The organism is Streptomyces sp. CA-288835, assembly GCF_050936385.1.
In the GTDB taxonomy this organism is placed as follows: Bacteria; Actinomycetota; Actinomycetes; order Streptomycetales; family Streptomycetaceae; genus Streptomyces.
On the sequence record NZ_JBNJMW010000001.1, the window covers coordinates 8,478,837 to 8,504,987 of the forward strand.

Sequence of the window (26,151 nt, forward strand, 5' to 3'; positions counted from 1 at the left end):
GCCAGCCAACCGGAAGCACGGGAAGAGATGTCGGCACCGAACAAGTCGTACGACCCTGTAGAGGTCGAGGCACTGAAACCGGAACAGATCGAGCGCATGCGGGACGAGGCGCTCGCCGCCTTCGCCGCCGCGGACTCCCTCGACGCGCTCCATGAGGCCAAGGTCGCCCACACCGGCCCCACCTCGCCGCTGGCCCTCGCCAACCGCGAGATCGGCGCCCTGCCCCCGCACGCCAAGGCGGACGCCGGCAAGCGGGTCGGCCAGGCCCGCGGCGCGGTGAACAAGGGGCTCGCCGCCCGCCAGGTCGAGCTGGAGGCCGAGCGCGACGCCCGGGTGCTGGTCGAGGAGGCCGTGGACGTCACGCTGCCGTACGACCGCGTACCGGCCGGCGCCCGGCACCCGCTGACCACCATGATGGAGCGGGTCGCGGACGTCTTCGTGTCCATGGGATACGAGATCGCGGAGGGCCCCGAGGTCGAGGCCGAGTGGTTCAACTTCGACGCCCTGAACTTCGGCCCTGACCACCCGGCCCGGCAGATGCAGGACACGTTCTTCGTCCAAGGACCCAAGGGTGCTGACAGCGACGGCGAGTCCGGAGTCGTACTCCGTACCCACACCTCGCCCGTGCAGGCCCGCGCCATGCTCGACCGCGAGCCGCCGGTCTACGTCGTCTGCCCCGGCCGGGTGTTCCGCACGGACGAGCTCGACGCCACGCACACCCCCGTCTTCCACCAGATCGAGCTGCTGGCCGTCGACGAGGGCCTGACCATGGCCGACCTCAAGGGCACCCTCGACCACATGGTCCAGTCGCTCTTCGGCGCCGACATGAAGACGCGGCTGCGTCCGAACTACTTCCCGTTCACCGAGCCGTCCGCCGAGATGGACATGCTCTGCTACGTCTGCAAGGGCGAGTCCGTCGGCAACCCCGACCGCCCCTGCCGCACCTGCTCCAGCGAGGGCTGGATCGAGCTTGGCGGCTGCGGAATGGTCAACCCGCGGGTGCTGACCGCCTGCGGTGTGGACCCGGAGAAGTACAGCGGATTCGCCTTCGGGTTCGGGATCGAGCGGATGCTGATGTTCCGCCACAACGTCGAAGACATGCGAGACATGGTCGAGGGTGACGTCCGGTTCACCCGGCCGTTCGGGATGGAGATCTGATGCGGGTCCCGCTTTCTTGGCTGCGGGAGTACGTCGACCTGCCGGCGACGGAGACCGGGCGCGACGTCCAGGCCAAGCTCATCGCTGCCGGTCTCGAGGTCGAGACCGTCGAGCAGCTCGGCGACGGCCTCAAGGGGCCGCTCGTCGTCGGCAAGGTGCTGACCATCGAGGAGCTGACGGAGTTCAAGAAGCCGATCCGCTTCTGCACCGTCGACGTCGGCCAGGCCAACGGCACCGGCGAGCCCCAGGAACTCATCTGCGGCGCCCGCAACTTCGCCGTCGGTGACAAGGTCGTCGTGGTCCTGCCGGGCGCGGTGCTGCCCGGCGGCTTCGAGATCTCCGCGCGCAAGACGTACGGCAGGACCTCGCACGGCATGATCTGTTCCAGCGACGAGCTGGGCATGGGCGACGACGGCAGCAAGGGCATCATCGTGCTGCCGCCGCAGCACGAGGTCGGCACCGACGCGATCGAGCTGCTCGAACTCGTCGACGAGGTCCTGGACATCGCGGTCACCCCCGACCGCGGCTACTGCCTCTCGCTGCGCGGTGTCGCCCGCGAGGCCGCCATCGCGTACGGGGTGCCGTTGCGCGACCCGGCCCTGCTCGACGTTCCGGGGCCGAACGAGTTCGGCTACCCCGTCGAGGTGTCCGACCCGCTCGGCTGCGACCACTTCACCGCGCGTACGGTCACCGGTCTCGACCCGGAGGCGCGTTCCCCGATCTGGCTGCGGCGCCGGCTGCAGAAGGCAGGGATGCGCCCGGTCTCCCTCGCCGTCGACATCACCAACTACGTGATGCTGGAGCTGGGTCAGCCCCTGCACGCGTACGACCGCTCCCGCGTCCAGGGCGCGATCGGTGTGCGCCGGGCCGAGCCGGGCGAGAAGCTCACCACCCTTGACGGCGTCGTGCGCACGCTGGATGCCGAGGACCTGCTGATCACTGACGACCGCGGGCCGATCGGCCTCGCCGGCGTCATGGGCGGCGCCAACACGGAGATCGCGGACCACGACGACGAAGCCGGTGTCACCACCGAAGTCGTCATCGAGGCCGCCCACTTCGACCCGGTCTCCATCGCGCGTACGGCCCGCCGTCACAAGCTGGCCTCCGAGGCGTCCAAGCGCTTCGAGCGCGGCATCGACCCACTGGCCGCGTCCGCGGCGGCCCAGCGGACCGTCGACCTGCTCATGCTCCTCGCGGGTGGCACCGCAGAGGCCGGCGTCACCGAGGTCATCGCGCCTTCCGCGCCGCGCACCATCACCATCCCGGCGGACCACCCGGACAAGGTCGCAGGTGTCGCCTACGGCCGCGAGACCGTCGTACGCCGTCTCCAGCAGATCGGCTGCGACGTCTACGGGCAGGACCGGCTGACCGTCACCGTGCCGTCCTGGCGGCCCGACCTGACCGACCCGAACGACCTGGCCGAAGAGGTCATCCGGCTCGAGGGTTACGAGAACCTGCCCTCGACCCTGCCCAAGCCCCCCGCGGGCCTGGGCCTGACCGACCGGCAGCGGCTGCACCGCCGGGTCGGCCGGGCGCTGGCCGGGGCCGGGTACGTCGAGGCGCTGAACTACCCGTTCATCGGGACCGAGGTCCTCGACCAGCTCGGCCTGGAGGCCGACGACCCGCGCCGCTCCCTGGTCAAGCTGGTCAACCCGCTCTCCGACGAAGAGCCGGCGATGCGCACCACCCTGCTGCCGGGGCTGCTCGGCGCACTGCGGCGCAATGACGGCCGTGGCTCGCACGACCTGGCGCTCTTCGAGACCGGCCTGGTCTTCCGGCCGACCGGCGAGGAGCACACGGCCGAGCGGCTGCCCGTCGACCGTCGGCCCACCGATGAGGAGGTCGCCGGGATCAACTCCGCGCTGCCGCGCCAGCCGCGCCGCGTCGCCGTCGTCCTCGCGGGCGCCCGCGAACAGGCCGGCTGGTGGGGGAAGGGGCGTCCGGCGGACTGGGCGGACGCCGTCGAGGCCGCTCGTACGGTCGCCCGCGAGGCCGGCGTCGAGCTGACCGTGCGCGCCGACCAGCACGCTCCCTGGCACCCGGGCCGCTGCGCCGCGCTGTACGTGACGGTGAACGGCGAGGAGACGCTCGCCGGTCACGCCGGTGAGCTGCACCCGCGGGTCATCAAGGCGCTGCACCTTCCGGAGCGCAGCTGCGCCATGGAGGTCGAGCTCGACCTCCTGGAGCAGGCGGGCACCGGCGCCCTTCAGGCGCCGCGTATCTCCGCCTTCCCGGTCGCCACGCAGGACGTCGCGCTGGTCGTCTCGCGGGACGTTCCGGCGGCCGACGTGGAGGCCGCACTGCGCGAGGGCGCGGGTGAACTCCTCGAGTCCATCCGGCTGTTCGACGTCTACGAGAGCGAGCAGCTCGGCGAGGGGCGCAAGTCCCTGGCGTACGCGCTGCGCTTCCGCGCCGACGACCGCACGCTGACCGTCGAGGTGGCCTCGGCCGCCCGCGACGCGGCGATCACTCTCGCCGGCGAGCGCACAGGGGCGGTGCTGCGCGGGGCGTGACCCCGGCACATGCCCGCTGACCTGCGACGAGGGACACTTCCGGAGCCACGGAGGTGTCCCTCACTCATTCGGGTGAGAATTCGGTGCCAACGGGCTATTCGGGTATAGACGCCGACAGAATCGATCCGGTCGATCGGCCGCCCACGAGTGCCGACCAGGGAAGGCCCCGCGACCGCCGCACCGCAGCTTGGGGGTCCGTCGGCATGATCCGTACCATTGCCCGGGGCGGCACGCGCGTCGGTGCCTCCCGTGCGTGGCGGACACTCGTTCTCGTACTGCCGGGCCTCTGGGTCGCCACCGTCCTCCTGTGGGAAATCCTCTCTCCGCCCCAGGCCCAGCTGATCCAGCTCCTGGCCGCCGCCCCCGCCATCGCCTGCGCCGGCACCGGCCGCCGCTCATGCGTACTGCTCGGCGGCCTGTGCGCGGCCTTCGCGCTCGTGCCGATCGGCACGGCGGGCAGGGACGAGAGCCTCGGCACCCGGTGCGGCACGTTCGCGGCCATCCTCGCTGTCGTCCTGGCCAGCTATCTCACCGCCGGGCGCCGCGCCCGCCTGCAGCGTGAACTCGAAAGCACCCGCGCCGTCGCCGACGCCGCCCAGGCAGTGGTGCTCCGCCCGCTGCCGCCGCGACTCGACGGACTCGCCCTGGCCGCCGGGCAGTTGTCCGCGAGCCGGAGCGCGGCGGTCGGCGGCGATCTGTATGAGGTGATGGCAACCGCACACGGGGTGCGCGTGGTCATAGGAGACGTACGGGGCCACGGCCTGGCCGCGATAGGAACGGTCGCGGCACTCCTGGGCAGCTTCCGCGACGCGGCCCACGAGGAGGCCGAGTTCGCCGACGTACTACGCCGCCTGGAACGCGCCCTGGACCGCCACCACCGCGAACGCGCCCGCCACGAACACCCGGCGGCCTCCGCCACGGACCCGCCGAGCCCGGTAGCCGAGGACTTCGTCACCGTACTGCTCCTGGAGATCCGCCCCGACGGCACGGTCCAAGCCCTCAACTGCGGCCACCCCTGGCCCTACCTCCTGACCCCAGGCCAAGCGAAACCGTTCGCCCAAGCCGAACCTCTAACCCCACTGGGCCTGTTCCCCCTCCCCGACAAACTCCCGCCCATCGACTGCGGCCAACTCCACCCCGGCGAGGCCCTGTTCCTCCACACGGACGGCGCAGAGGACGCGAGAGACGGGAAGGGCCACTTCTTCCCGCTAACGGCTGCGCTGACCGAGGCCGCCAAGACCCAGCAGATGGAGCCGAGGGACGTACTGCGAAACGTCTTCACCAGCCTCCAACGCCACACAGCCGGAAGCACGACGGACGACGTAGCGATACTGGTACTACGCAACGACCGCCCAGCACTGGCGCCCCTTTAGGGGCGCGGGGAACTGCGTGACAAGCCACGACGCACCCGCAGTCGACAACAAACTTGCAGCCCCCGCTGCTTAGTCGGAACTGCTCACCCCAGTGGAACGACGCCGTCCGCCCCAGCCACGGAGTGTCGGGCAGGCAGCTGGGCGGACGGCGCGAAGGCGGGCCACCGCACTGTACGAGGGGGAGCCGGCGGCCCGGCGGGCCTCTTTGCGAGGCATTTCAGTCAAGCGGCCGGAAACTCTCCGCAACAGCGCGCGTACGGTGCGGATTCGAGCACTCCGTTCACACCCCGTGTGAACACGCACGCACTACGCTTTTCCGCACCGAGCCACCCGGAGGGCATTCCATGCAGCCCAACACTCTGCTCGACGCGATTCTCGACGAGGCCGGGATCTCCCATGCGGGACTCGCCGCCCATGTGAACCAGGCGGGTCGCAGCCGTGGCCTGGCGCTGCGTTACGAACACACCGCCGTGGCCCGGTGGTTGAAGGGCCAGCGCCCGCGCGGCCAGGTGCCCGACCTGATCTGCGAGGTGCTCGCCACGCGCTTGCAGCGCCCCGTCACGCTCGACGACATAGGCCTCGGCGTACCCGGCGAGTCGGCCTCTCCGCACGGCACGACCCTCTCCGGGTTCGTCGAGCGGGCCACCGCCCTGTGGCGCTCCGACGAACAGCAGCGCCCGCACATCCTCGGCGCGCCCGCCGTCACCGGAACGCCCGCCGTGATGCCCGTATGGGAATGGGAGAACCCGCCCGAGGACACCGACGTCTCGCGAGGCGGCCGGCAGCGGGTGAGCATGGCCGACATCGAGATGCTGCGCGCCGCCCGCGCCCACTACGAGCAGATGTACCGCAAGGCCGGCGGCGTCGCGACCCGCAGCCGTATCGTCGGGTTCCTCAACTCCGAGACCGCGCCGCTGCTCAGAGGCAGCTACACCGACGCCACCGGCCGCCAACTCCACCGCGCGACAGGCGGGTTGGTGGCGATCGCGGGCATTTGCGCGTACGACTCCGACGCGCACGGCCTCGCCCAGCGCTACTTCCACCAGGCGCTCAGGCTCGCAAAGGCCAGCGGTGACCGGGGACTTGGCGCGTATGTCATCGCTCTGCTGGTCAACCAGTCGTTGTTCATGCGCGAGTACCGGCAGGCCGTCGCCTTCGCCGAGGCCGCGCTGCGCGCCGCCGGGCGGCACATCACACCGGCGCTCGCCGCCGACCTCTACGCGATGCAGGCCAAGGCGTACGCACACCTCGGCGACGGCAGCAGCGCCCTGTCCTGCATCCGGCGTGCCGAGTCGGCCGCCGAACGCATCCGGCGCGGTTACGAGCCGGACGAGACCGGCTATGTCCAGCCGGGCCTGGTCAACGTACAAGTAGCGGAGGCGCTGTTGAGCCTCGGTGACCTGACCGGCGCTCAGGAGCACGCCGCGGCGGCCGTGGACACTCCGGCGCACGACCGGGGCCGGGTGCACCGGCTCGCAATGCTCAGTCAGATCGAGCTGCGCCAGGGCAATGCGGACAAGGCGGTGGTCACCGCGGTCGAAATGGCCGAGCAGGCGCGGGGAATGGAGTCCCAGCGGCTGCGCGACAGACTGCGGGCGGTACGCGAACATCTGGTGGCCAGTGACTGCGCGGGAACCTCCGAGGCCGCCGAACTCATCGCCGGGGCACTGCGCGTACCGCTGTAGGGAGAGCCCCGGGCACTGCGCCTACCGCCGCGAGCGGACCGCCGACGGACCGCCCTGAGTCTGCTGTGAAGACGCTCCTGCTGCGATATTGCCATCTACTCGGCGGAAGGTGGCAGAACCGTGCAGTGGACGAAACAGAACGAACAAACTGTGTACGCAAACCGCTGGTTCAGCGTCAATCTCGCGGACGTAGAGCTGCCGGACGGTCAACACCTCGATCACTTCTTGATACGGCTGCGGCCCGTCGCCGTGGCCACCGTGGTGAACGAGGCCAACGAGGTGCTGCTGCTGTGGCGGCACCGCTTCATCACCGACAGTTGGGGGTGGGAGCTCGCGGCGGGCGTCGTCGAGGACGGCGAGGACATCGCCGTCGCGGCGGCCCGTGAACTGGAGGAGGAGACAGGGTGGCGGCCAGGACCCCTGCGCCATCTGATGAGCGTCGAGCCCTCCAACGGGCTCACCGACGCCCGGCACCACATCTACTGGGCCGACGAAGGCGCGTACATCGGACACCCCGTGGACGACTTCGAGTCGGACCGTCGGGAATGGGTTCCACTCAAGCTCGTCCCCGACATGGTCGCCCGCGGAGAGGTCCCGGCCGCCAACATGGCAGCCGCGCTGCTCCTCCTGCACCATCTCAGGCTCGGGCAGGACGCTTTGCCCTGATCCCCCCCACCGCGTCCTGTGGCCTAGCGGCCCAGAGCCTGCCAGACCGCCACGGCAAGGGCACCCACGGCCGTGACGACCGCGACTGCGCGCAGTGGCCAGCGGGTGTGTTCCAGTGCGACGACGCGTGCGCTCAGGTCGTCGAGATCCTTGGCGGTCTGTTCGGCGCGATGACTGAGCAGCGCCTGTCCTCCCTCGACGCGGGCATGCGCCACATCGAGGCGACGGCGTAACTCTGCGAGTTCTCCTTGGACCACGGGATGCTCCGGGTCGGCGGTCACGAGTCCGCTCCTTTCAGTAGTCGTCACATCCCTTACGTGCGCATGGAAAGTCAACCGGCCCTGGTGGGCACTGGGGAGCGTGTGCGAGGGGCATATGCGGGCCCGGTGCGCACACGGTGTGTGAACGGCGCGGGCCCGGCTCTCGGCAGAGAGCCGGGCCCGTCGGCCAGGGACGTACGGACCGTAGTCGGTACGAAGCTGCCGCTAGGCGTAGCTGTAGAAGCCGGAGCCCGACTTCCGGCCCAGGCGGCCCGCGTCGACCATGCGCTGGAGCAGCGGGGGAGCGGCGTACAGCGGCTCCTTGTACTCCTCGTACATCGAATAGGCCACCGACGCGACCGTGTCCAGGCCGATCAGGTCGGTCAGCTTCAGTGGGCCCATCGGGTGGGCGCAGCCCATCTCCATGCCGTTGTCGATGTCCTCGCGGCTTGCGATGCCGGACTCGAACATCCTTATGGCGGACAGGAGATACGGGATCAGCAGGGCGTTGACCACGAAGCCCGAGCGGTCCTGGGCCCGGATCGAGTGCTTGCCCAGGATCTTCTCGACCAGCGCCTGTGCCCGGCTGATCGTGCCCTCGGAGGTGGTGAGCGCCGGGATCAGCTCGACCAGCTTCTGCACGGGGGCCGGGTTGAAGAAGTGGATGCCGATGACCTGGTCGGGGCGCGAGGTGGCGACGGCGAGCTTCACCAGCGGGATGGAGGAGGTGTTGGAGGCGAGGATCGCGTCCTGACGGGTCACCACCTGGTCGAGCACCTGGAAGATCTCGGTCTTCACCATCTCGTTCTCGACGACGGCCTCGATCACCAGGTCGCGGTCGGCGAACTCGCCCAGATCGGTGGTGAAGGTGAGCCGCGCCTGTGTGGCGGCCAGCTCTTCCTCGGAGATCTTGCCGCGTTCGGCGGCCTTGGACAGCGAGTTGTAGAGCCGGGTCCGGCCGATCTCCAGGGCCTCGCCGGTGGTCTCGGCGACCATCACATCGAGCCCGGCACGGGCGGACACCTCGGCGATGCCCGCTCCCATCTGGCCGCAGCCCACCACTCCGACACGTGAGATGTCTCCGAAGGTGTCCGTCACATCGTCCCTTTCGCTGTTCCACAGGGGTGGCAGGACCCCGGGGGCGCCTGCTCCATTCGTGAACGTTACTCTCGGGGTCCCGATGATCGATCGTGCGGGTGCGGCATGCTGTCTGCCCGGAAGCGATACGTGAGCAGGCCGATCCGGTGCGTATGGGGGGACCCATGGGGCGAGTGACACGAAGGGCGTTCGCGGGAGCGATGCTGGCCGGGCTCACGGCCGCCGGAGGCGCGGCGGCCTGGGCCGCGACGACCGGCGGCGAGACGGACGAGGACGAGAAGGCCGAGGCCCGGCGCCGCACCGGCTCCGGCGAGATGCGCGGCGTGTGGCTGTCGACCGTCACCAACCGCGACTGGCCGTCAAAGGCCGGGCTGACCGCAGCCGAACAGCGCTCCGAACTGCTCGCCCACCTCGACACGGCCGTACGCTGCAAGCTCAACACGGTGATCTTCCAGGTGCGCCCCACCGCCGACGCCCTGTGGCCCTCGCCGTACGAGCCCTGGTCGCAGTACCTCACCGGCACCCAGGGCAAGGACCCCGGCTGGGACCCGCTCGGCACCGCGGTCAAGGAAGCGCACGCGCGCGGCCTGGAACTGCACGCCTGGTTCAACCCGTACCGGATCGCCAACCACGCCGACCCCGCCAAGCTGGTCGCCTCGCACCCCGCCCGCGAGCACCCCGACTGGGTCGTGCCGTACGGCGGGAAGCTCTACTACAACCCCGGGCTGCCCGAGGTCCGCGCCTTCGTCCAGGACGCGATGCTCGACGCGCTGAAGAAGTACGCCATCGACGCCGTGCACTGGGACGACTACTTCTACCCGTACCCGGTCGAGGGCGAGGTCTTCGACGACGACGCGGCGTACGAGCGGTACGGCGGCGGCTTCGAGGACCGGGCGGCCTGGCGGCGGGACAACATAGACAAACTCGTGCGCGAGACGGCGGCCCGCGTCAAGAAGATCCGGCCGGGCACACAGTTCGGCATCAGCCCGTTCGGAGTGTGGCGCAACGCCTCGACGGACTCGCAGGGCTCGGACACCCAGGCCGGCGTGCAGACGTACGACGACCTGCACGCGGACACCAGGAAATGGGTGCGCGAGGGCTGGATCGACTACATCTGCCCGCAGATCTACTGGAACATCGGCTTCGCCGCCGCCGACTACGCGAAGCTGCTGCCCTGGTGGGCGGAGGTCGCCGAGGGCAGCAGTACGCGGCTGTATGTGGGCGAGGCGTTGTACAAGGCCGGGGATCCCGCGCAGCCCGAGCCCTGGCAGGACCCGGCCGAGCTGTCCCGGCACCTCACCCTCGCCAAGGAGCACCCGGAGGCGCAGGGCCACGTGTTCTTCGCGGCCAGGGAGGTCAGGGAGGACAAGATCGGGGCCATGGCCCGGGTGGTTGCCGACCACTACCAGCGGCCGGCGCGGACGCCCTGACGATTGAGGAGCAGGCCCGCTACGGAGTGCTCACACGTCCCCTGGGGCGTGGCCTGCCTGCCGCCCTACCCCTTTTCCTCGGGACCCCTCCCGAAGCTTGCCGTCTACGGTCACGCCTGACGACGCCTCACGGTTCCGGTGACGCTCTACGGCCAGGCCGAGGGGGAGAACTCGGATAAGGAGAGCACTCCTGTGAGACATCCCCAGACGGCTACCAGACCCACGACCGCGTCGACGGCTACGGCTGCGGCAACCCCTTCCGCGCCCACGACTCCGACCTCGGCGGCGCGGACGGCTACGCCATCAACGTGACCAACCAGGACGACTGCGAGGCCGCGCCGAACATCGTCACCTCCGACAACGCCGTCACCGGCGCCGGCAGCGTCCTGACCAACATCAACACCACCGAGTGATCGCCACAGCCGGAGAGACGGTCCCGAAATGGCGCTCCCGATAAGGACTTTGGATCCAGAGTCCCAGTCCGCCGGCCTCGCGTCCTGACGAGGGGTGTGGTGTGGCTGTCAGGCGATCCCTCAGCGGGGCCGGTAGAGCCCCCGATCTACGTCCCTCCCACCTTCCCGCCCGCCGTGGCGGCGACGCCGGCGTCCTGACCGGCCACGCGGTATCGCCGTGCGCAGCCTCGCGGTGTTCCACCACAACCCTTCAGCCACCGATCAGCCGCCTCCGGTTGATCGGATTCCTGCAACCAAAGTGAGGATCTATGAGACGAATACATCGCGCACTCTTAGTGTGCGCGTTGGCCGTCGGAATCTCGGGCGGGTACTACCCGGTGGCGTCGGCCGCGCCGGCTGACACCTCTCCGCTGGAGGTCAAGAACGTCACGGCGAGTCCCGATGACGGCAACGCTCCCGCCAACACCCTGGACAACAACCTGAGTACCCGCTGGTCGTCGCAGGGCGACGGGGCGTGGATCCGCTACGACCTCGGCTCGGCGAAGACCGTCGGATCGGTGTCGCTCGCCTGGCACCAGGGGAACAGCAGGACGAACACCTTCGACGTCCAGTTGTCCGACGACGGATCGTCGTGGAAGACCGTCCTGGCCCGAAAAGCCAGCAATGGCAGCACACTTGAGCAGCAGAGCTACGACTTCGCCGATGCCTCGGCCCGCTATGTGCGGATCGTCGGCCATGGCAACACGGTCAACGCCTGGACCAGCATCACCGAGACCGACATCTACGGAGCCGACGGCACCGGCGGTGGCGGCGGCTCCTGCGCGTACCCGGCCGACGTGCTGGACCTGACGAACTGGTACATCGGGCTGCCGGTGGGCGAGGAGGAGTCCCCGACCAACGTCTACCAGCCCGAACTCGACACGTACGCGAACGACCCCTGGTTCACCACGGCCGACGAGTGCGCGGCCGTCCGGTTCCGGGCCCCGGTCAACGGCGTCACCACCAGTGGCTCCAAGTACCCCCGCTCGGAGCTGCGGGAGATGACGGACTCGGGGGAGACCAAGGCGAGTTGGTCGTCCACATCCGGCACCCACACGATGGTGATCGACCAGGCCATCACGGACGTTCCCAAGGAGACCCCGAACGTCGTCGCCGGGCAGATCCACGGCGGCTCCGACGACCTCAGCGTCTTCCGCCTGGAGGGCAAGAAGCTCTACGTCACCGACGGCGACACAAAGCATCACAAGCTGGTGGATGACAACTACGAGCTGGGGACCAGGTTCCAGGCGAAGTTCGTGGTCAGCGACGGCAAGATCAAGGCCTACTACAACGGCGTGCTGCAGACCACGCTGTCGAAGAACTTCTCCGGCGCCTACTTCAAGGCCGGCGCGTACACACAGGCCAACTGCGGCAACTCGGACCCGTGCAGCGCCGACAACTACGGCCAGGTGAAGATCTACGATCTGAACGTCACGCACGGCAACGGCGACGGCGGTGGTGACGGGGGCGACGGCGGCAGCGGTGGCGACGGTGACTCGACCGAGGCCGCCAAGCGGTACGGCTGGGGCAACCCGCTGCCGATATCCGACGAGTTCGACTACACCGGCCCGGTCGACCCCGCGAAGTGGGACGTACCGTCCGGCAGCGTCGGCGGCACGCCCCAATGCTGGGAAGGCCACAGCGAGAACGGCCGCCGGTGCGGGAAGAACAGCACCGTCGCGGACGGCATGATGACCATGCGCGGTGAGGCGAACGGCGACACCGGGTGGATCAGGCAGCACGAGCCCACCCAGTACGGCCGGTGGGAAATCCGGTCCCGCTCACGGAACACCGGCTCCGAGGGCGAGCCCTACCATCCGCTGCACCTGATCTGGCCCACCGAGGACAACCGGCTCGAAAACGGCGAGTACGACTGGGTCGAGTACTCGGACCCCGACGCGCAGTGCCTCTCGGCGTTCCTGCACTACCCGAAGAGCCCGTCGGACAAGAAGGAAAACCCCAAACGCTGCCCCGTGGACATGACGAAGTGGCACAACTTTGCGTTCGAGTGGACGTCCAAGGCGCTGGTCGGCTACGTCGACGGTGTCCAGTGGTTCCGGCTGGCGGACGGCGCGAACGCCGACCGGGGGAACATCCAGGACATGCCCCTGGGGAACCTCGTCATCCAGCTGGACAACTTCGCTGAAGAGGGCAGTCCGCGCCCGGCCGTGTTCGAGGTCGACTGGGTTCGGACGTACGACGTCGATGCGGCGGGCGAGGACCCCACGGACCCCACAGACCCCACGGGCCCCACCGATCCGACCGATCCGACCGATCCGACTGACCCCGGCGGGGACTCTCCGATCCAGGTCGCGGGCGTCACGGCGAGTCCCGATGACGGCAACGTTCCCGCCAACACCCTGGACAACAACCTGAGTACCCGCTGGTCGTCGCAGGGCGACGGGGCGTGGATCCGCTACGACCTCGGCTCGGCGAAGACCGTCGGGTCGGCGTCCGTTGCCTGGCACCAGGGGAACAGCAGAAAGCACACCTTCGACATTCAGCTGTCCGACGACGGATCGTCATGGAAGACCGTCCTGGCCCGGAAGACCAGCAGCGGCAGCACACTTGAGCAGCAGAAGTACGACTTCGCCGATACCTCGGCCCGGTACGTGCGGATCGTCGGCCATGGCAACACGGTCAACGACTGGACCAGCATCACCGAGACCGACATCTACGGAGCCGACGGGGGCGGTGACGGCGGCGTGGATCCGACAGACCCAACGGATCCGACAGATCCGGCTCCCGTCCGTACGGTCCGTGTCGCGGATTCCACCGCGTTGAAGAGCGCGTTCGGCGAGGCGCGGCCCGGCGACCGCATCGTCCTCGCGGACGGCACGTACTCGATCGGCAAGATGACCGGCAAGAACGGAACGGCCGCCCAGCCCATCACCGTCGTCGCGGAGAACCGCGGCAAGGCGGTGATCGGCGCCGGGCAGCTGGAGGTGGCGAACTCCTCCTACGTCACGTTCCAGGGGCTGAAGTTCACGAACAGCAACACCCTGAAGATCACCAGCTCGAACAACGTACGGCTGACCCGCAACCACTTCCGGCTGACCGAGGAGTCCACGCTGAAGTGGGTGATCATCCAGGGTGAGAACAGCCACCACAACCGGATCGATCACAACCTGTTCGAGGAGAAGCACCAACGCGGGAACTTCATCACCATCGACGGATCCGAGACCCAGCAGTCACAGCACGACCGCATCGACCACAACCACTTCCGTGACATCGGCCCCCGCGCGGAGAACGAGATGGAGGCCATCCGGATCGGCGAGAGCAGCATCTCCCAGTCGAGCGGATTCACCGTTGTCGAGTCGAACCTCTTCGAGCGGTGCGACGGTGACCCGGAGATCGTCTCCGTGAAGAGCAACGACAACGTCGTCCGCCACAACACCTTCCGCGCCTCACAGGGCGTCCTGTCCCAACGGCACGGGAACCGGGGCCAGTTCTACGGCAACTTCTTCTTCGGGGAGGGCAAGGCGGGCACCGGCGGCATCCGCATCTACGGCCAGGACCACAAGGTCTACAACAACTACTTCGACGGCCTGACCGGCACCGGCCACGACGCCGCGCTGCAGATCGACGGCGGCGACGTGGACACCTCGGGCGCACTGAACGCGCACTGGCGCGTCTACCGGGCGACCGTCGTGAACAACACCTTCGTGAACAACGTGTCGAACATCGAGATCGGCGCCAACTACAACCTCGCCCCGGTCGACTCGGTCATCGCCGACAACGTCATCACGGGCAGCCGGGGCAAGCTGCTCAACGAGGTCAAGAAACCCGTGCGCATGACCTACGCCGGGAACATCGCGTGGCCGACCGGATCGGCGACCGTCGGCGTGTCCCTGCCCTCCGGCTCCGTCAGGGCGGTCGACCCGCTGCTCGCCTCCGACGGATCGCTGTACCGGATCGGCGCGGGAAGCCCGGCGATCGACACCGGCACCGGCGGCCACGCCTTCGTGACCGACGACATGGACGGTCACGCTCGCACCGGCGGCGTCGACGTGGGCGCCGACGAGCGATCGTCGTCCCCGGTCACACGGGCCCCGCTCAGCGCGACGGACGTCGGCCCAGGCGCCGCGTAGGACGCGCAAAGCGACCGGTGGCGGCTCACCCGCCACCGGTCGTGCCCGACGGCAGTACGCGGCTGTATTCGGCGAAGCCGCCGCGTTGAACTGACTTACAGGGGCTGACTCTTACGGGGCCTGACTCTTACTGGGTCTTCGTCTCGCTGACGTGATGCTGGACTGTGGTGTCAGGACCAGGGGACATCACGGTCTCGTGGCCGTCCTCGAAGCGGACGCGGAACGGCGGGTTGCCGTCCGGCCCCAGTACTTCGACGACTTCCCCGACCCGGTCGTGCTGTCCGACGATCCTGCCGTGCACCAGCAGGTGGTCGCCTTTGCTTGCACGCATGTGGAGGGCCTCCTCGTCTCGCACGGGAGTAGCGTTCCGTGGATTCAGTCTAGGGCGGGTGGAGCCGGTTGCCACCGGTGTGTGCCGGTCAGCCCGGTATTGCCGGTCAGGCGCGTGCTCGCTGGGCGACCGCGATGCAGACCAGTACGGCCGCGGCGGCCAGGGGTGCGGCGGGTGTGAGCTGCTCACCGAGGAGCAGCACCGACCAGACCAGTGTGAGCAGGGGCTGAGCCAGCTGCAACTGGCTGGCCTTCGGAATGCCGATCGCCGCCATGCCCCGGTACCACACCACCAGACCCAGGAACTGCGAGCCGACCGCGACCCAGAGCAGCCCGGTCACGCTGTGCGCCGTCAGCTGTACGGGCTCGTACGACAGCGCCACCGTGGCCGCCGGAATCGTGAGCGGCAGGCACAACACCAGAGCCCAGCCGATGACGTGCCACCCGGGCATCACACGGGCCAGCCGACCGCCCTCCGTATAACCGGCCGCGCAGACCAGCAGCGCCCCGAAGAGGTACGCGTCCGCGCTGCTGAGGGCACCGCCGCTCTGCGTCACGGTGAACGCGATCACCACGGCGGAGCCCGCGAGCGCCGCGGCCCAGAAGGCACGTGAAGGGCGGGAGCCGACGCGCAGGGCCGAGAACAGCGCGGTGGTCACGGGGAGCAGACCGACCACAACGGCGGCGTGGGCGGTGGTCGAGGTCTCCAGGGCGAGAGTCGTGAGCATGGGGAAGCCGAGTACGACTCCGGCGGCCACGACGGACAGTCCCGGCCAGTGGCGGCGGGCGGGCAGCGGTACACGCAGGGCGAGCAGACAGATACCGGCGATGATCGCGGCGAGGACGCTGCGTACGGCTACCAGCGACCAAGGGCCGAACCCTTCCAGGCCCCAAGCGGTGGCGGGGAACGTGAGGGAGAAGGCGGTGACTCCGAGGGCGGCCAGGAGAACGCCACGGGGTGACAGTTGTGGACCTTCGGTGGCCGATCGGGCCCGGGCGGCGGAGACCGCTACTGGTGTCGGTGTAGTAGCGCTACTCTGTGCTCTCATGCAAGAGCGTAGCAGTGTGGGCGAACTGGCGAACCAGTTGAGAAGCGAGCTGGACCGCTACTCTCCCGGTGGAAAGCTGCCGTCGAGCCGAGCGCTCGTCGAGCGGTTCCGGGTGAGCCCGGTGACCGTGTCGCGGGCGCTGGCGCAGCTGGCCGCCGAGGGGCTGGTGGTGACCCGGCCAGGGGCCGGTGCGTTCCGGGCTCGGCCGCGGGGCGACGGGCCGGCCGTGGGTGACACCTCCTGGCAGGAGCTCGCGCTCACCGCGGATGCCAGCGCCGAACTCGTGCCGCGTACCGTCGACGCCTCCGGAGTGCTGGTCTCGCTTGCCGCCCCGCCGCCCGGAGTCATCGAGTTCAACGGCGGCTACTTGCACCCCTCCTTGCAGCCGGAGCGGGCGATGGCCGCCGCGCTGGCCCGGGCGAGCCGACGCCCAGGCGCCTGGGGGCGCCCGCCCATAGACGGGCTGCCGGAGTTGCGCGAGTGGTTCGCGCGAGGCATCGGCGGAGCGGTCACCGCCGCTGATGTGCTGATCACGGCGGGCGGCCAGTCCGGGCTGACCACCGCCCTGCGTGCCCTCGCCCCGCCCGGTGCGCCCGTGCTCGTCGAATCGCCCACGTATCCCGGCATGCTGGCGATCGCCCGGGCGGCCGGGCTCCGCCCCGTACCCGTACCGGTCGATGCCGACGGAGTACGCCCCCACCTGCTCGCCGACGCGTTCCGGGCGACCGGCGCCCGTGTCTTCGTCTGCCAGCCGCTGTTCCAGAACCCGACCGGTGCCGTCCTCGCCCCCGAGCGGCGCGGTGAGGTGCTGCGGATCGCGCGCGAGGCCGGTGCGTTCGTCGTGGAGGACGACTTCGTACGGCGTCTCGTGCACGAGGACGCGGGGCCGTTGCCGCGTCCGCTGGCCTCGGACGACCCCGACGGAGTCGTCGTGCACGTGTGCTCCCTGACCAAGGCGACCTCGCCGAGCTTCCGGGTGAGCGCGCTCGCCGCCCGCGGGCCCGTACTGGAACGGCTGCGCGCCATCCAGGTCGTCGACACCTTCTTCGTGCCGCGCCCGCTCCAGGAGGCGGCCCTGGAACTCGTCGGCTCGCCCGCGTGGCCCCGCCATCTGCGGGCCGTCGCCACGGAGTTGAAGAACCGCCGCGACAAGATGGTCACCGCACTACGGCTGCACCTCGCCCCGTTCGAGTACGCCGTCAAGCACATTCCCAGCGGCGGCTACCACCTGTGGTTCCGCCTCCCCTACAACGCGGACGAAGCGGCCGTGGTCGCCGCCGCCCTGCGCGAGGGCGTGGCCGTCACCCCCGGCCGCCCCTACTTCAGTGCCGAACCGGCCAGCCCACACCTTCGGCTGAGCTTCGCGGCAGTGGCGGGCACCGCTGAGATCGAGGAGGGCGTACGCAGGTTGTGCGCCGCCCTCGACGCAGTGCTCTGACCGCGCCCCGAAAGCGCGGGCCGGGTGCCAGGCACCTCGGGTAACTCCTGAGTTACGTCTCTTGCCATTGGCACTTGTGCGGCTCACCATCACCGCATGCAGCTTCGGGTCACGTTCGTCGCCGCCGCGCGCAGCTCGCCGTTGCTCGCCGAGCGGTTCGGGGACGACCGGCCCCTCGACCGGGAGGGCTGGGACGAGGTGCAGCGCGCGGCACCGGTGCTGCTGCCGTTGGCGGCGGCCGAGTTGCGCTACTGCTCGCCGACGCCGCGCAGCCGGGCCACAGGCGACGCCCTCGGCTACACCCCGCTCGTCCAACCCGCCCTGCGGGACTGTGACATGGGCCGCTGGCAGGGCTTCACGCTCGGCGAGGCGATGGCCCGCGAGCCCGGCGCCGTGGACGCCTGGCTCGCCGATCCCGGCTCCGCCCCGCACGGCGGTGAGTCACTGCTGGCCTTCATCCAGCGGGTGGGCGGCTGGCTCGACACCCGGCCCGCCGACGGCGGCGTCAAGATCGTCGCGGTGGCCGAGCCGGCGGTCATACGCGCCGCACTCGTGTACGCGCTGAAGGCGCCCCCGTCGACGTACTGGAACATCGACGTCCGCCCCCTGTCGACGGTCACGCTCATCGGCCGGGCGGGACGCTGGAACCTGCGGCTCGAGGGTCAGCCCTCGCGCGTGTAGTCCGTCGTCAGGGTCACGTCCTTGGCCGGGCCGCCGACCTGCCACACGGTTCGCCAGTGGTTCGCGTCGTGCACGGTGAACTCGCCGCGGTAGTGGTCCGCGGCGCACGGGTGCTCGGCGATGTGCCGGCCGGAGGCCAGGTCCAGGTCGTGGAAGGGGCGGCCGTCGGCAAACCGTACGTCGGCGCTGCTCGGCGTTGTGCCCGGCAGGAACCGCAGCGTCCGCTCGGCGGGGCGGGCGACGCCCTGCCAGACGAAGGTGCCGGACTCGTGGTGGAGCAGGCCGCCGGCTTCGAGCGGTGCGAACTCCGTCGTGCCGCTGAAGGTCCCTTCTGCCCCGCTCGCAAGATCCCGTACGGAACGCTCCACGCGCCAACTCCCCGCCAGATACGCCAGTACGTCGGCAACCGGCCAGAAATCATCCACGCTGGTCCGCCTCCCTGACGTGTCCTGCGCAAACCATTGACTCACTCCAACCCCCTCCCTATCTTGCCGTTCGAAGTCTTGATCATTGTCCGAGATTTCGAACCACTAGTGCCGCTGAGAACAGCCGAGACAACCGACACCAGAGCCGCGGAGTATCCATGTCACGCACCCGCACCCGCTGGAGACTCGCCCTGACGGCCACCGGCATCATGGCCGCCTCGCTCCTCGTCCCCGCCGCCCCGGGGAACGCCGCAGCCGAGGACACCACCGACTACGCGATCACCGTCGACCCGAAGACCAAGGGCGCGAAGATCGACGACACCATGTACGGCGTCTTCTTCGAGGACATCAACCGGGCCGCGGACGGCGGCATATATCCGGAGCTCGTGCAGAACCGGTCGTTCGAGTACTCGACAGCCGACCACGCCTCGTACACGCCCCTCACCTCCTGGGCCACGACGGGCACCGCGAAGACCGTGAACGACGACGGCCGCCTCCACGAACGTAACCGCACCTACCTGTCCCTGGACGGCGGTTCCTCCGTCACCAACTCCGGTTACAACACCGGGATCTCGGTCGAGAAGGGCAAGGTCTACAACTTCTCGCTCTGGGCCCGCGCCGACCAGGCCTCCGCCCTCACCGTGACCCTGGCGGACGCCGACGGCGCGCTCGCGGAGGCCCGGCGGGTCACCGCGCGCGGCGGCTGGGCGAAGTACACGGCGAAGTTCACCGCGACCCGTACGAGCACGACCGGCCGCCTCACGGTCGCCGCCGGGGGCCCCGTAGCGCTGGACATGATCTCGCTGCTGCCGCGCGACACCTACAAGGGCCACGGCCTGCGCAAGGACCTCGCCGAGAAGATCGCCGCCCTTGATCCGTCCTTCGTGCGCTTCCCGGGTGGCTGTCTGGTCAACACCGGCAGCATGGAAGGATACGACGAGGCCTCCGGCTGGCAGCGCAAGCGCTCGTATCAGTGGAAGGACACCATCGGCCCGGTCGAGCAGCGCGCGACGAACGCCAACTTCTGGGGCTACAACCAGAGTTACGGCCTCGGCTACTACGAGTACTTCCAGTTCTCCGAGGACATCGGCGCGATGCCGCTGCCCGTCGTCCCTGCCCTCGTCACCGGCTGCGGCCAGAACAAGGCCACGGATGACGACGCGCTGCTCAAGCGCCACATCCAGGACACCCTCGACCTGATCGAGTTCGCCAACGGCCCCGTGACCAGCGAGTGGGGCAAGAAGCGGGCGCAGATGGGCCACCCGAAGCCCTTCAATCTCACCCACCTCGGGGTCGGCAACGAGGAGAACCTGCCGAACGAGTTCTTCGAACGGTTCAAGCAGTTCCGCGCCGCCATCGAGGCGAAGTACCCGGACCTCACCGTCATCTCCAACTCCGGCCCGGACGACAGCGGTTCGACCTTCGACACCGCCTGGAAGCTCAACCGCGAGGGCAACGTCGACATGGTCGACGAGCACTACTACAACAGCCCGCAGTGGTTCCTGCAGAACAACGACCGCTACGACTCGTACGACAGGAAGGGCCCCAAGGTCTTCCTCGGCGAGTACGCCTCCCAGGGCAACGCCTTCAAGAACGCCCTCTCCGAAGCCGCGTTCATGACCGGCCTGGAGCGCAATGCGGACATCGTGAAGCTCGCCTCGTACGCCCCGCTGCTCGCCAACGAGGACTACGTGCAGTGGCGCCCCGACATGATCTGGTTCAACAACCACGCCTCCTGGAACTCCGCCAACTACGAGGTCCAGAAGCTGTTCATGCGCAACGTCGGCGACCGGGTCGTGCCCTCCAAGGCGACCGGTACGCCCTCGGTGAGCGGCCCGATCTCGGGTGCGGTCGGTCTGTCGACATGGGCGACGAGCGCCGCGTACGACGATGTGAAGGTGACCGCCGCGGACGGTTCGACGCTGCTCAGCGACGACTTCTCCGGTGACGCCTCGAAGTGGACGCACACGGGCGGCGGCAGCTGGACCGTCCAGGACGGGCAGTACGTGCAGAGCGACGAGGCCGCCGAGAACACCATGGTGTCGGCGGGCGACCCGGCCTGGCACGACTACGACCTGCATGTGAAGGCCACCAAGAAGTCCGGCAAGGAGGGCTTCCTCGTCGCCTTCGGCGTCAAGGACACCGGGAACTACTACTGGTGGAACTTGGGCGGCTGGAACAACACCCAGTCCGCCGTCGAACAGGCCTCGGACGGCGGCAAGTCGACGCTCATCTCCAAGGCCGGATCGATCGAGACGGGCCGCGCGTACGACGTCGACATCAAGGTCCGCGGCCGTCAGGTGACCCTCTTCCTCGACGGCAAGGAGTGGGGCAGCTTCACCGACGACAAGCCGGCCGAGCCGTTCCGCCAGGTGGTGACCAGGGACGCCAAGACGGGTGACCTGATCGTCAAGGTCGTCAACGCCCAGTCGGCGGACGCCCGTACGGCGATCGACCTCGGCGGCCTCAAGACGTCGAAGAAAGCCGCCGTGACCACGCTGAAGGCGGCCCCCGACGCGGTCAACTCCGAGACGGAGACGCCTGTTGCCCCGGTGAGATCCACCTTCGAGGGGGTGAGCAGCAAGTTCACGTACACCTTCCCGGGGAACTCGGTCACGTTCCTGAGGATCAAGGAGAGGTGATCCGAACGGTTCGGTAGGTTCGGATGAGGTGATCCGGCGGGCGGCTCGGGTGTCGAAGGATGCCCGGGCCGCCCGTACATACGGGAAAAGGTGTTGCGTCTCTCTGCCCGCCCCTGTCACGCTCCTCCACATGATGATTCGAGAGGCGGACACCGCCACTCTCTGGTGAGCGTCGTGTCGGGTCCCCGAGGGGGATCACTCCGAGGCGCGCGTAACGCGCGCAGTTCCTTTTCCCGGCCTTCCCTTCCACGGCCTTCCTTTTCCTGGCCCAAATCCGATGCCGAACGCGTCGCTCTGGCGCGCGTGTTGGGCGCGGACTGGCTCAAGTGCGGTTTGTCCACGCTGCCGGCCGACCGGCCGCGGGCGGAGGCTGCCGTCGTCGGTCTGTATCGCCTGATCGGCGAACCTCCGCCGGAGTTCGTCTGGGTGCCGTCCCCGGCGGCGGCCCGCGAGGTCATGCTCGAGCACCACGACAGCTTCCGGCCCGTGCGGCTGGATGCCGCCGCCGGGCCCGTACGCGGAACCGACTGGCCACTCGTCGCGCGGCTCGCCAGCCTGGCGTCCGAACTGCGGGAACGCATGGACGACCGGATCGGCGACCGGTCCTCGTCACTGATCTCGTGGGCATGGGCCATGTCTGGAGCGGGTTCGGTACGCACCATGGCTGCCGAGGAGGCGCTCGCGGCCGGCGTCCCGGTGAGGCGCGTGGTCGAAGCCCTCGTGTACGACGCGCTGACCGAAACCCTGCGCGACTCGGTGTGCCCTCCGGTGCGTACGGAACTGATGCCTACGGCCGTGGACTCGCCGGGGCTCGCCTGGTACGGCCAGCAGGACGCCGCGTGGGTCGCCCACTATGACGTCATGGCGCGTGTTGGGCTGACCACCTACCTGGGCGGCGACCAGGACCAGCTCGGCCTGTGGGTCGACTTGGCCCGGTCGACAGGCTGGTGGTGGCCCGGCGAGGGCATGTGCGTCATGGCCGAGCGGCCCACCGAGATCCATACCGAGCCTCAACCCAACGGTTTCCATGGCGAGTTGCGGCTGCATCGCGAGGACGGACCGGCCGTTCGTTTCGCGGACGGCGCGGCGGTCCACGTCCTGCACGGCACCCACGTACCGGACTGGGTGATCAACGGCCCGACCGTCGAACGCATCCACGCCGAGCGCAACGTCGAAGTGCGCCGCAGCGCCATCGAACGCATCGGCTGGGGCGCCTACATCGAACAGGCCCGCCTCCGGCTCGTCGGCGCGACCGCCGACCCCGGCAACCCCGGCTCCGACCTCCACCTCTACGACGTGCCCCGCGAACTCTGGGGCGTCTCCGCGCGCCTGCTGCTCGTCGTCAACGGCTCGGTCGAGCCGGACGGCCGCCGCCGGCGCTACGGCCTGAGCGTGCCCGACCACGTCGAGGACCCGCTCTCGGCCGCCGGCTGGACGTATGGGCTGTCCGGCGAGCAGTACGCGCGACTCGTGCGCCGTACGTGACGTGGCGGGGTCGCTCGTACGTCCCGAAGCCCGGACCCCGGTTCTCGGCCCTCGCGGCGCTCAACCCTCTCAACTCCCGTACCTGACAAGGACTTTCACGCAGCCTTCGCGGGCTGCCCTCACACCAAAGGTGATGCACATGACCATGACCCTCGCCGAACTCACCGACCTCACCGGTCTCGACGTCCTCGATCACCTGGAACGCCAGGTGACCATTCCCGTCGTCGACGGCCTCCAGGCCCAGGGCGACCTGATCGTCATCCCGTACGCGTTTGTCGAGCGCAGCGTCTCCACGCACGAGTACACGCGCTGGCAGGACGTCCCCGCCTCAGGTATCGAGCTGCTGCGCAGCGCCGCGGGCGGCAATCCGCACTCCCTCGTCGCGGACCCGGGCACCTGCCGCTTCACCGGCGGCCTCCGCGACACGACCGGCCTCTCCCTCGGCATGATCGACACCTCGGCCGTCGCGTACCTCATCCACCCCGAGCACGGAGGCACCGGCATCGCGCCCGGCCGCTATGTCGTACGCCGTCAGCGGGAGCGCAACACCTCGCGCAGGGGGTGGTTCGGCAACCGGATGATCGCGGACTGAGCGGCCCGACCGGTTACGCGCGCACGGTCACGGTGACCGATGCCTGGGCCGGGGCGTGCGCCCTGTTGTACGCCCGGACCCAGATCTCGTGGCGGCCGGGCCGCAGGTGCAGGGCGGCCGTCAGCCGTCCGGTGGCCGGGTCGTAGTGGCAGGGCGCGCGTCGGCCGTCGACCTCGACGTCGACGCGGGCCTCGTCCACGCCCGAGAGCGCGTCAGTGATCCGGGCCTCCACGCGTACGTCGGGGCCGTCGACCGTGGCCCCGTCGGTCGGCGTAAGCCGGTCGATGGAAGGCGCGAGCGGGATCGGAGTGCCGCGCACGCGGGACCTGCGCTGGATCCGCGAGACGGAGGGCGGGACGTCGCGGTCGCCGTCCGCGGAGGAGATCTTCGCCTCGAAGACCAGCGGGTAGTCCACGCCTCGGCGCACCCCCTTCCCGGCGACGACCGTGAACCCCACGCTCGTACGGCCCTGAGGCGGGACGGTGATCCGGTCCCGCGGCCGGGTCGGCCGTACCGTCCAGCCGCCGAAGGCGCGGCCGGTCAGCTCGATGGTCTGGGGTGAGTTGTTGAAGTTGTAGACGTCGACCGTCATCCGGGTCGTGGGGGACAGCCGGTACCCGAGGGGCGGTGGGGCGTCGCCGTCGGCCTTGTTCGGGGCGGCGTTGGCGAGGTCGAAGCGCTGGCTCAGCACGATGTGTTCGGCGACGGACAGGTCCCGCGTGGCGGGAGGGTGGTCGGCGGCTTGGTCCGGCACGGCGTCCCGTACGCCTTCCTGCACGACATAGACGGGGTCTTCCGAGACCCTCACTCGGCCCTTGGGGCCGACCGACCCCACGCGCCGGCCCATGATGTCGTACATCTCGGCCGTGCCCCCGGAGACCACGGGAATCTCGACCTCCGCCGGTGGCCCCCAGACCACCGTGACCCGCCGCTCCGACCCCGCCGCGAACACGTGGCACGAGTCGGACAGCCGCTCCACGAACCGCGCCTCGCCGAGCAGCGAGGTGAGCGCGGCGTGAGCGCTGTAGGCGGGCCAGGGCTGGAAGTCGCGGCTGAGCAGCCCGAAGTACACGCCCTCGTCGTGGATCGGCGGTGCGCCGAACCAGAACTGTTTCCCCGTACCGGCCGCCAGGCTCAGCACCGTCGCGTGAACGAGATAGCGGGCCTGGACGGCCTGTTGGGCCGGAGTGAGGTCCTTGCCGGGCCGCGCGTTGAGCATGACTCCGGACTCGGTCATCCACATCGGCTGCCGCGCGGCCCCGTAGAGGCGGCGCAACTCCCTTTGTGCTTCGGCCGATTCGGGGACCTCGGGTTCGTCCTGGTCGCGCGGGTCCGGGTAGCCGTGGAAGCCCCAGGCGTCGGCGTAGCGGGCCACGTCGTTCTGCAGCATGAGTATCTGGAAGTAGCTGCCCGCGTCGGCGATGCCGGGCAGCACGGTGACCGTGGTGGCCGGACCCGCGTCCGCGATCCCGAGCGCCGCCGCCTTCACGAAGGCCGCGTGCTGGTCGCCGGTGGAGCTTGTCGTGTCGACGTCGGGCTCGTTCGACAGCTGGATCGCGTCGGGCGAGGCGGCGGCCAGGTGGGCGGCGTAGCGGTACGCGTCCCGCAGATCGGCGGCCAGCGGCAGCGAGGCCTCCGTCATCGCCCACTCCGGGGCGGTGGTCAGTACGTCGAGCGTGGCGAGCCCGTGGCGGCGGAAGGTCCGCCGGACGTTGTCGTACACCTGCGTGTCGTACGTGCCGGGGCGCGGCTCGGCGGCGGGCCAGGACATTCCGTCGCGTACGTATCCGGCGCCCATGTCCTTCATCGCGGCGGCGAATGCGTCGAGACGGGAGGGCGGGACGAGGGAGAAGACGTAGGTGTTGACGCCGAAGCGGTTGCCGGGGCCGGTGACGGGCTGGCGCTCGGGCAGCCGGGCGAAGCAGCCGGTGACGCCGGGGGTTGTCACCCGGTAGTGGCCCGGGGGCAGTTGGCGCAGTGCCGGCAGCGTGATCGATGCCTGCGCCTGGCCGGCCGGGATGGTCGCTTGGCCTCGCGCGACCTCGTTGCCGAAGTAGTCGGTGACGGTGAAAGGCAGCGTGCGGGGCTGTTGCGTGCGCGCTTCGAGGACGAAGGTCAGTTGCGGGAGTTGGGGCTCGTCACTCCGGTACGTACCCAGGTTGCGGGCCGGGTCCCCGAGTTGGATGCCGAGCGGTGCGACGTGCGCCACGGGCGTCAGCGTGAAGCGGTCGAGCAGGAAGCGGTAACCGGTCGAGTCGGCCAGTACGGTCGGCTCGTCGACGACGAAGGTGATCGTGTTCCGGCCGCGCTCCAACTCCACGACGTCTAAGGCGAGTTCGGAGAGATCGCCCCATGCGGGCACCGATTCGTACCAGTACGGCTGCGAGCGGGCGACCGGCACGAGGGGCCCGTCGCCCACCGCGAGCTTGAAGTAGCAGCCGATCTCCTCGATATGCGGCTGCTCGACCGGGACCGTGGCCACCGCCATCAGCCGGTACGGCCCCTCGGCGGGAACATCGACCTCGTACGTCGCGTACCAGCCCTGTGCCGGGGGAGGGGTCGGGGTCGCCAGGGCCAGTAACGCGCCGCCCGAGGCCCGGCGGTCCCGACCCGTCGGGATGTTGGTACGGACGGCCGACTCGCCCTGCACAGTGATCGCGGCCTTGCGCTCCTCCGGGCCGCTTCTGAACCCCAACGAACCGATCCCCAAGGAACCGAGCCCCAACGCCTGCACCGCCGTACGCCTGTTCATCGCCATGCGATCCAGCGGACCATGCGGCCGG

The 26,151-nt window shown here is 69.6% G+C and carries 18 protein-coding genes; 12 read left to right on the forward strand and 6 right to left on the reverse strand.

Annotated features, from left to right (window positions below):
• Positions 1 to 27: 27 nt before the first annotated feature.
• From pheS to ACQEVY_RS38315, 5 genes are all read left to right on the forward strand, one after another.
• Entirely contained in the window at positions 28 to 1,158 is a 1,131-nt protein-coding gene (gene pheS, locus ACQEVY_RS38295; RefSeq protein ID WP_432954287.1) for a phenylalanine--tRNA ligase subunit alpha, read from the forward strand.
• Positions 1,158 to 3,671 (forward strand): phenylalanine--tRNA ligase subunit beta, encoded by a 2,514-nt coding sequence (gene pheT, locus ACQEVY_RS38300; protein WP_432954289.1) that lies wholly within the window; start codon positions 1,158 to 1,160, stop codon positions 3,669 to 3,671. The genes pheS and pheT overlap by 1 nt, the downstream gene beginning before the upstream one ends.
• A gap of 203 nt (positions 3,672 to 3,874) precedes the next feature.
• Complete coding sequence (locus tag ACQEVY_RS38305) at positions 3,875 to 5,044, forward strand: PP2C family protein-serine/threonine phosphatase (RefSeq protein WP_432954290.1); 1,170 nt, start codon at positions 3,875 to 3,877, stop codon at positions 5,042 to 5,044.
• A gap of 344 nt (positions 5,045 to 5,388) precedes the next feature.
• Positions 5,389 to 6,729 (forward strand): transcriptional regulator, encoded by a 1,341-nt coding sequence (locus ACQEVY_RS38310; protein WP_432954291.1) that lies wholly within the window; start codon positions 5,389 to 5,391, stop codon positions 6,727 to 6,729.
• 120 nt (positions 6,730 to 6,849) lie between these two features.
• Positions 6,850 to 7,395: an NUDIX hydrolase gene (locus tag ACQEVY_RS38315; RefSeq protein WP_432954292.1), complete on the forward strand. Its 546-nt coding sequence runs from the start codon at positions 6,850 to 6,852 to the stop codon at positions 7,393 to 7,395.
• Positions 7,396 to 7,418: 23 nt separating this feature from the next.
• On the opposite strand, the gene ACQEVY_RS38320 is transcribed toward ACQEVY_RS38315, so the two are convergent.
• Positions 7,419 to 7,676, reverse strand: a complete 258-nt coding sequence (locus ACQEVY_RS38320) for a hypothetical protein (protein WP_432954294.1) — start codon at positions 7,674 to 7,676, stop codon at positions 7,419 to 7,421.
• Between the two features lie 204 nt (positions 7,677 to 7,880).
• Complete coding sequence (locus tag ACQEVY_RS38325) at positions 7,881 to 8,753, reverse strand: 3-hydroxybutyryl-CoA dehydrogenase (RefSeq protein ID WP_432954296.1); 873 nt, start codon at positions 8,751 to 8,753, stop codon at positions 7,881 to 7,883.
• Positions 8,754 to 8,917: 164 nt separating this feature from the next.
• On the opposite strand from ACQEVY_RS38325, the gene ACQEVY_RS38330 reads away from it, so the two are divergent.
• Together ACQEVY_RS38330 and ACQEVY_RS38335 are read left to right on the forward strand one after the other, a co-directional pair.
• The gene (locus ACQEVY_RS38330) at positions 8,918 to 10,183 is read left to right on the forward strand and encodes a glycoside hydrolase family 10 protein (RefSeq protein WP_432954297.1); all 1,266 of its coding nucleotides are present in this window, start codon (positions 8,918 to 8,920) and stop codon (positions 10,181 to 10,183) included.
• A 757-nt stretch (positions 10,184 to 10,940) separates the two neighbouring features.
• Complete coding sequence (locus tag ACQEVY_RS38335) at positions 10,941 to 14,726, forward strand: chondroitinase-B domain-containing protein (RefSeq protein ID WP_432954299.1); 3,786 nt, start codon at positions 10,941 to 10,943, stop codon at positions 14,724 to 14,726.
• A gap of 127 nt (positions 14,727 to 14,853) precedes the next feature.
• Here the strand turns inward: ACQEVY_RS38335 and ACQEVY_RS38340 are convergent, their stop codons facing one another.
• Both ACQEVY_RS38340 and ACQEVY_RS38345 read right to left on the reverse strand, forming a co-directional pair.
• Positions 14,854 to 15,057, reverse strand: coding sequence for a DUF1918 domain-containing protein (locus tag ACQEVY_RS38340; RefSeq protein ID WP_328772824.1), 204 nt, complete (start codon positions 15,055 to 15,057; stop codon positions 14,854 to 14,856).
• A gap of 106 nt (positions 15,058 to 15,163) precedes the next feature.
• Positions 15,164 to 16,105 carry a DMT family transporter gene (locus ACQEVY_RS38345; protein WP_432954301.1) on the reverse strand — a complete coding sequence of 314 codons (942 nt, stop codon included), beginning with the start codon at positions 16,103 to 16,105 and terminating at the stop codon, positions 15,164 to 15,166.
• Here ACQEVY_RS38345 and ACQEVY_RS38350 point away from each other — a divergent pair.
• Positions 16,104 to 17,543: a PLP-dependent aminotransferase family protein gene (locus tag ACQEVY_RS38350; protein ID WP_432954303.1), complete on the forward strand. Its 1,440-nt coding sequence runs from the start codon at positions 16,104 to 16,106 to the stop codon at positions 17,541 to 17,543. The genes ACQEVY_RS38345 and ACQEVY_RS38350 overlap by 2 nt on opposite strands.
• A gap of 96 nt (positions 17,544 to 17,639) precedes the next feature.
• Entirely contained in the window at positions 17,640 to 18,224 is a 585-nt protein-coding gene (locus tag ACQEVY_RS38355; RefSeq protein WP_432954305.1) for a histidine phosphatase family protein, read from the forward strand.
• On the opposite strand, the gene ACQEVY_RS38360 is transcribed toward ACQEVY_RS38355, so the two are convergent.
• Positions 18,206 to 18,649, reverse strand: a complete 444-nt coding sequence (locus ACQEVY_RS38360; RefSeq protein WP_432954307.1) for a DUF6314 family protein — start codon at positions 18,647 to 18,649, stop codon at positions 18,206 to 18,208. The two genes, ACQEVY_RS38355 and ACQEVY_RS38360, sit on opposite strands and share 19 nt — an antisense overlap.
• 158 nt (positions 18,650 to 18,807) lie before the next feature.
• On the opposite strand from ACQEVY_RS38360, the gene ACQEVY_RS38365 reads away from it, so the two are divergent.
• From ACQEVY_RS38365 to ACQEVY_RS38375, 3 genes are all read left to right on the forward strand, one after another.
• Entirely contained in the window at positions 18,808 to 21,291 is a 2,484-nt protein-coding gene (locus ACQEVY_RS38365; protein ID WP_432954308.1) for an alpha-L-arabinofuranosidase C-terminal domain-containing protein, read from the forward strand.
• Between the two features lie 303 nt (positions 21,292 to 21,594).
• Positions 21,595 to 22,776 carry a DUF6745 domain-containing protein gene (locus ACQEVY_RS38370; RefSeq protein ID WP_432954310.1) on the forward strand — a complete coding sequence of 394 codons (1,182 nt, stop codon included), beginning with the start codon at positions 21,595 to 21,597 and terminating at the stop codon, positions 22,774 to 22,776.
• Between the two features lie 139 nt (positions 22,777 to 22,915).
• Complete coding sequence (locus ACQEVY_RS38375; protein ID WP_432954312.1) at positions 22,916 to 23,368, forward strand: hypothetical protein; 453 nt, start codon at positions 22,916 to 22,918, stop codon at positions 23,366 to 23,368.
• Positions 23,369 to 23,381: 13 nt separating this feature from the next.
• Here the strand turns inward: ACQEVY_RS38375 and ACQEVY_RS38380 are convergent, their stop codons facing one another.
• Entirely contained in the window at positions 23,382 to 26,126 is a 2,745-nt protein-coding gene (locus tag ACQEVY_RS38380) for a hypothetical protein (RefSeq protein WP_432954314.1), read from the reverse strand.
• Positions 26,127 to 26,151: the final 25 nt, after the last annotated feature.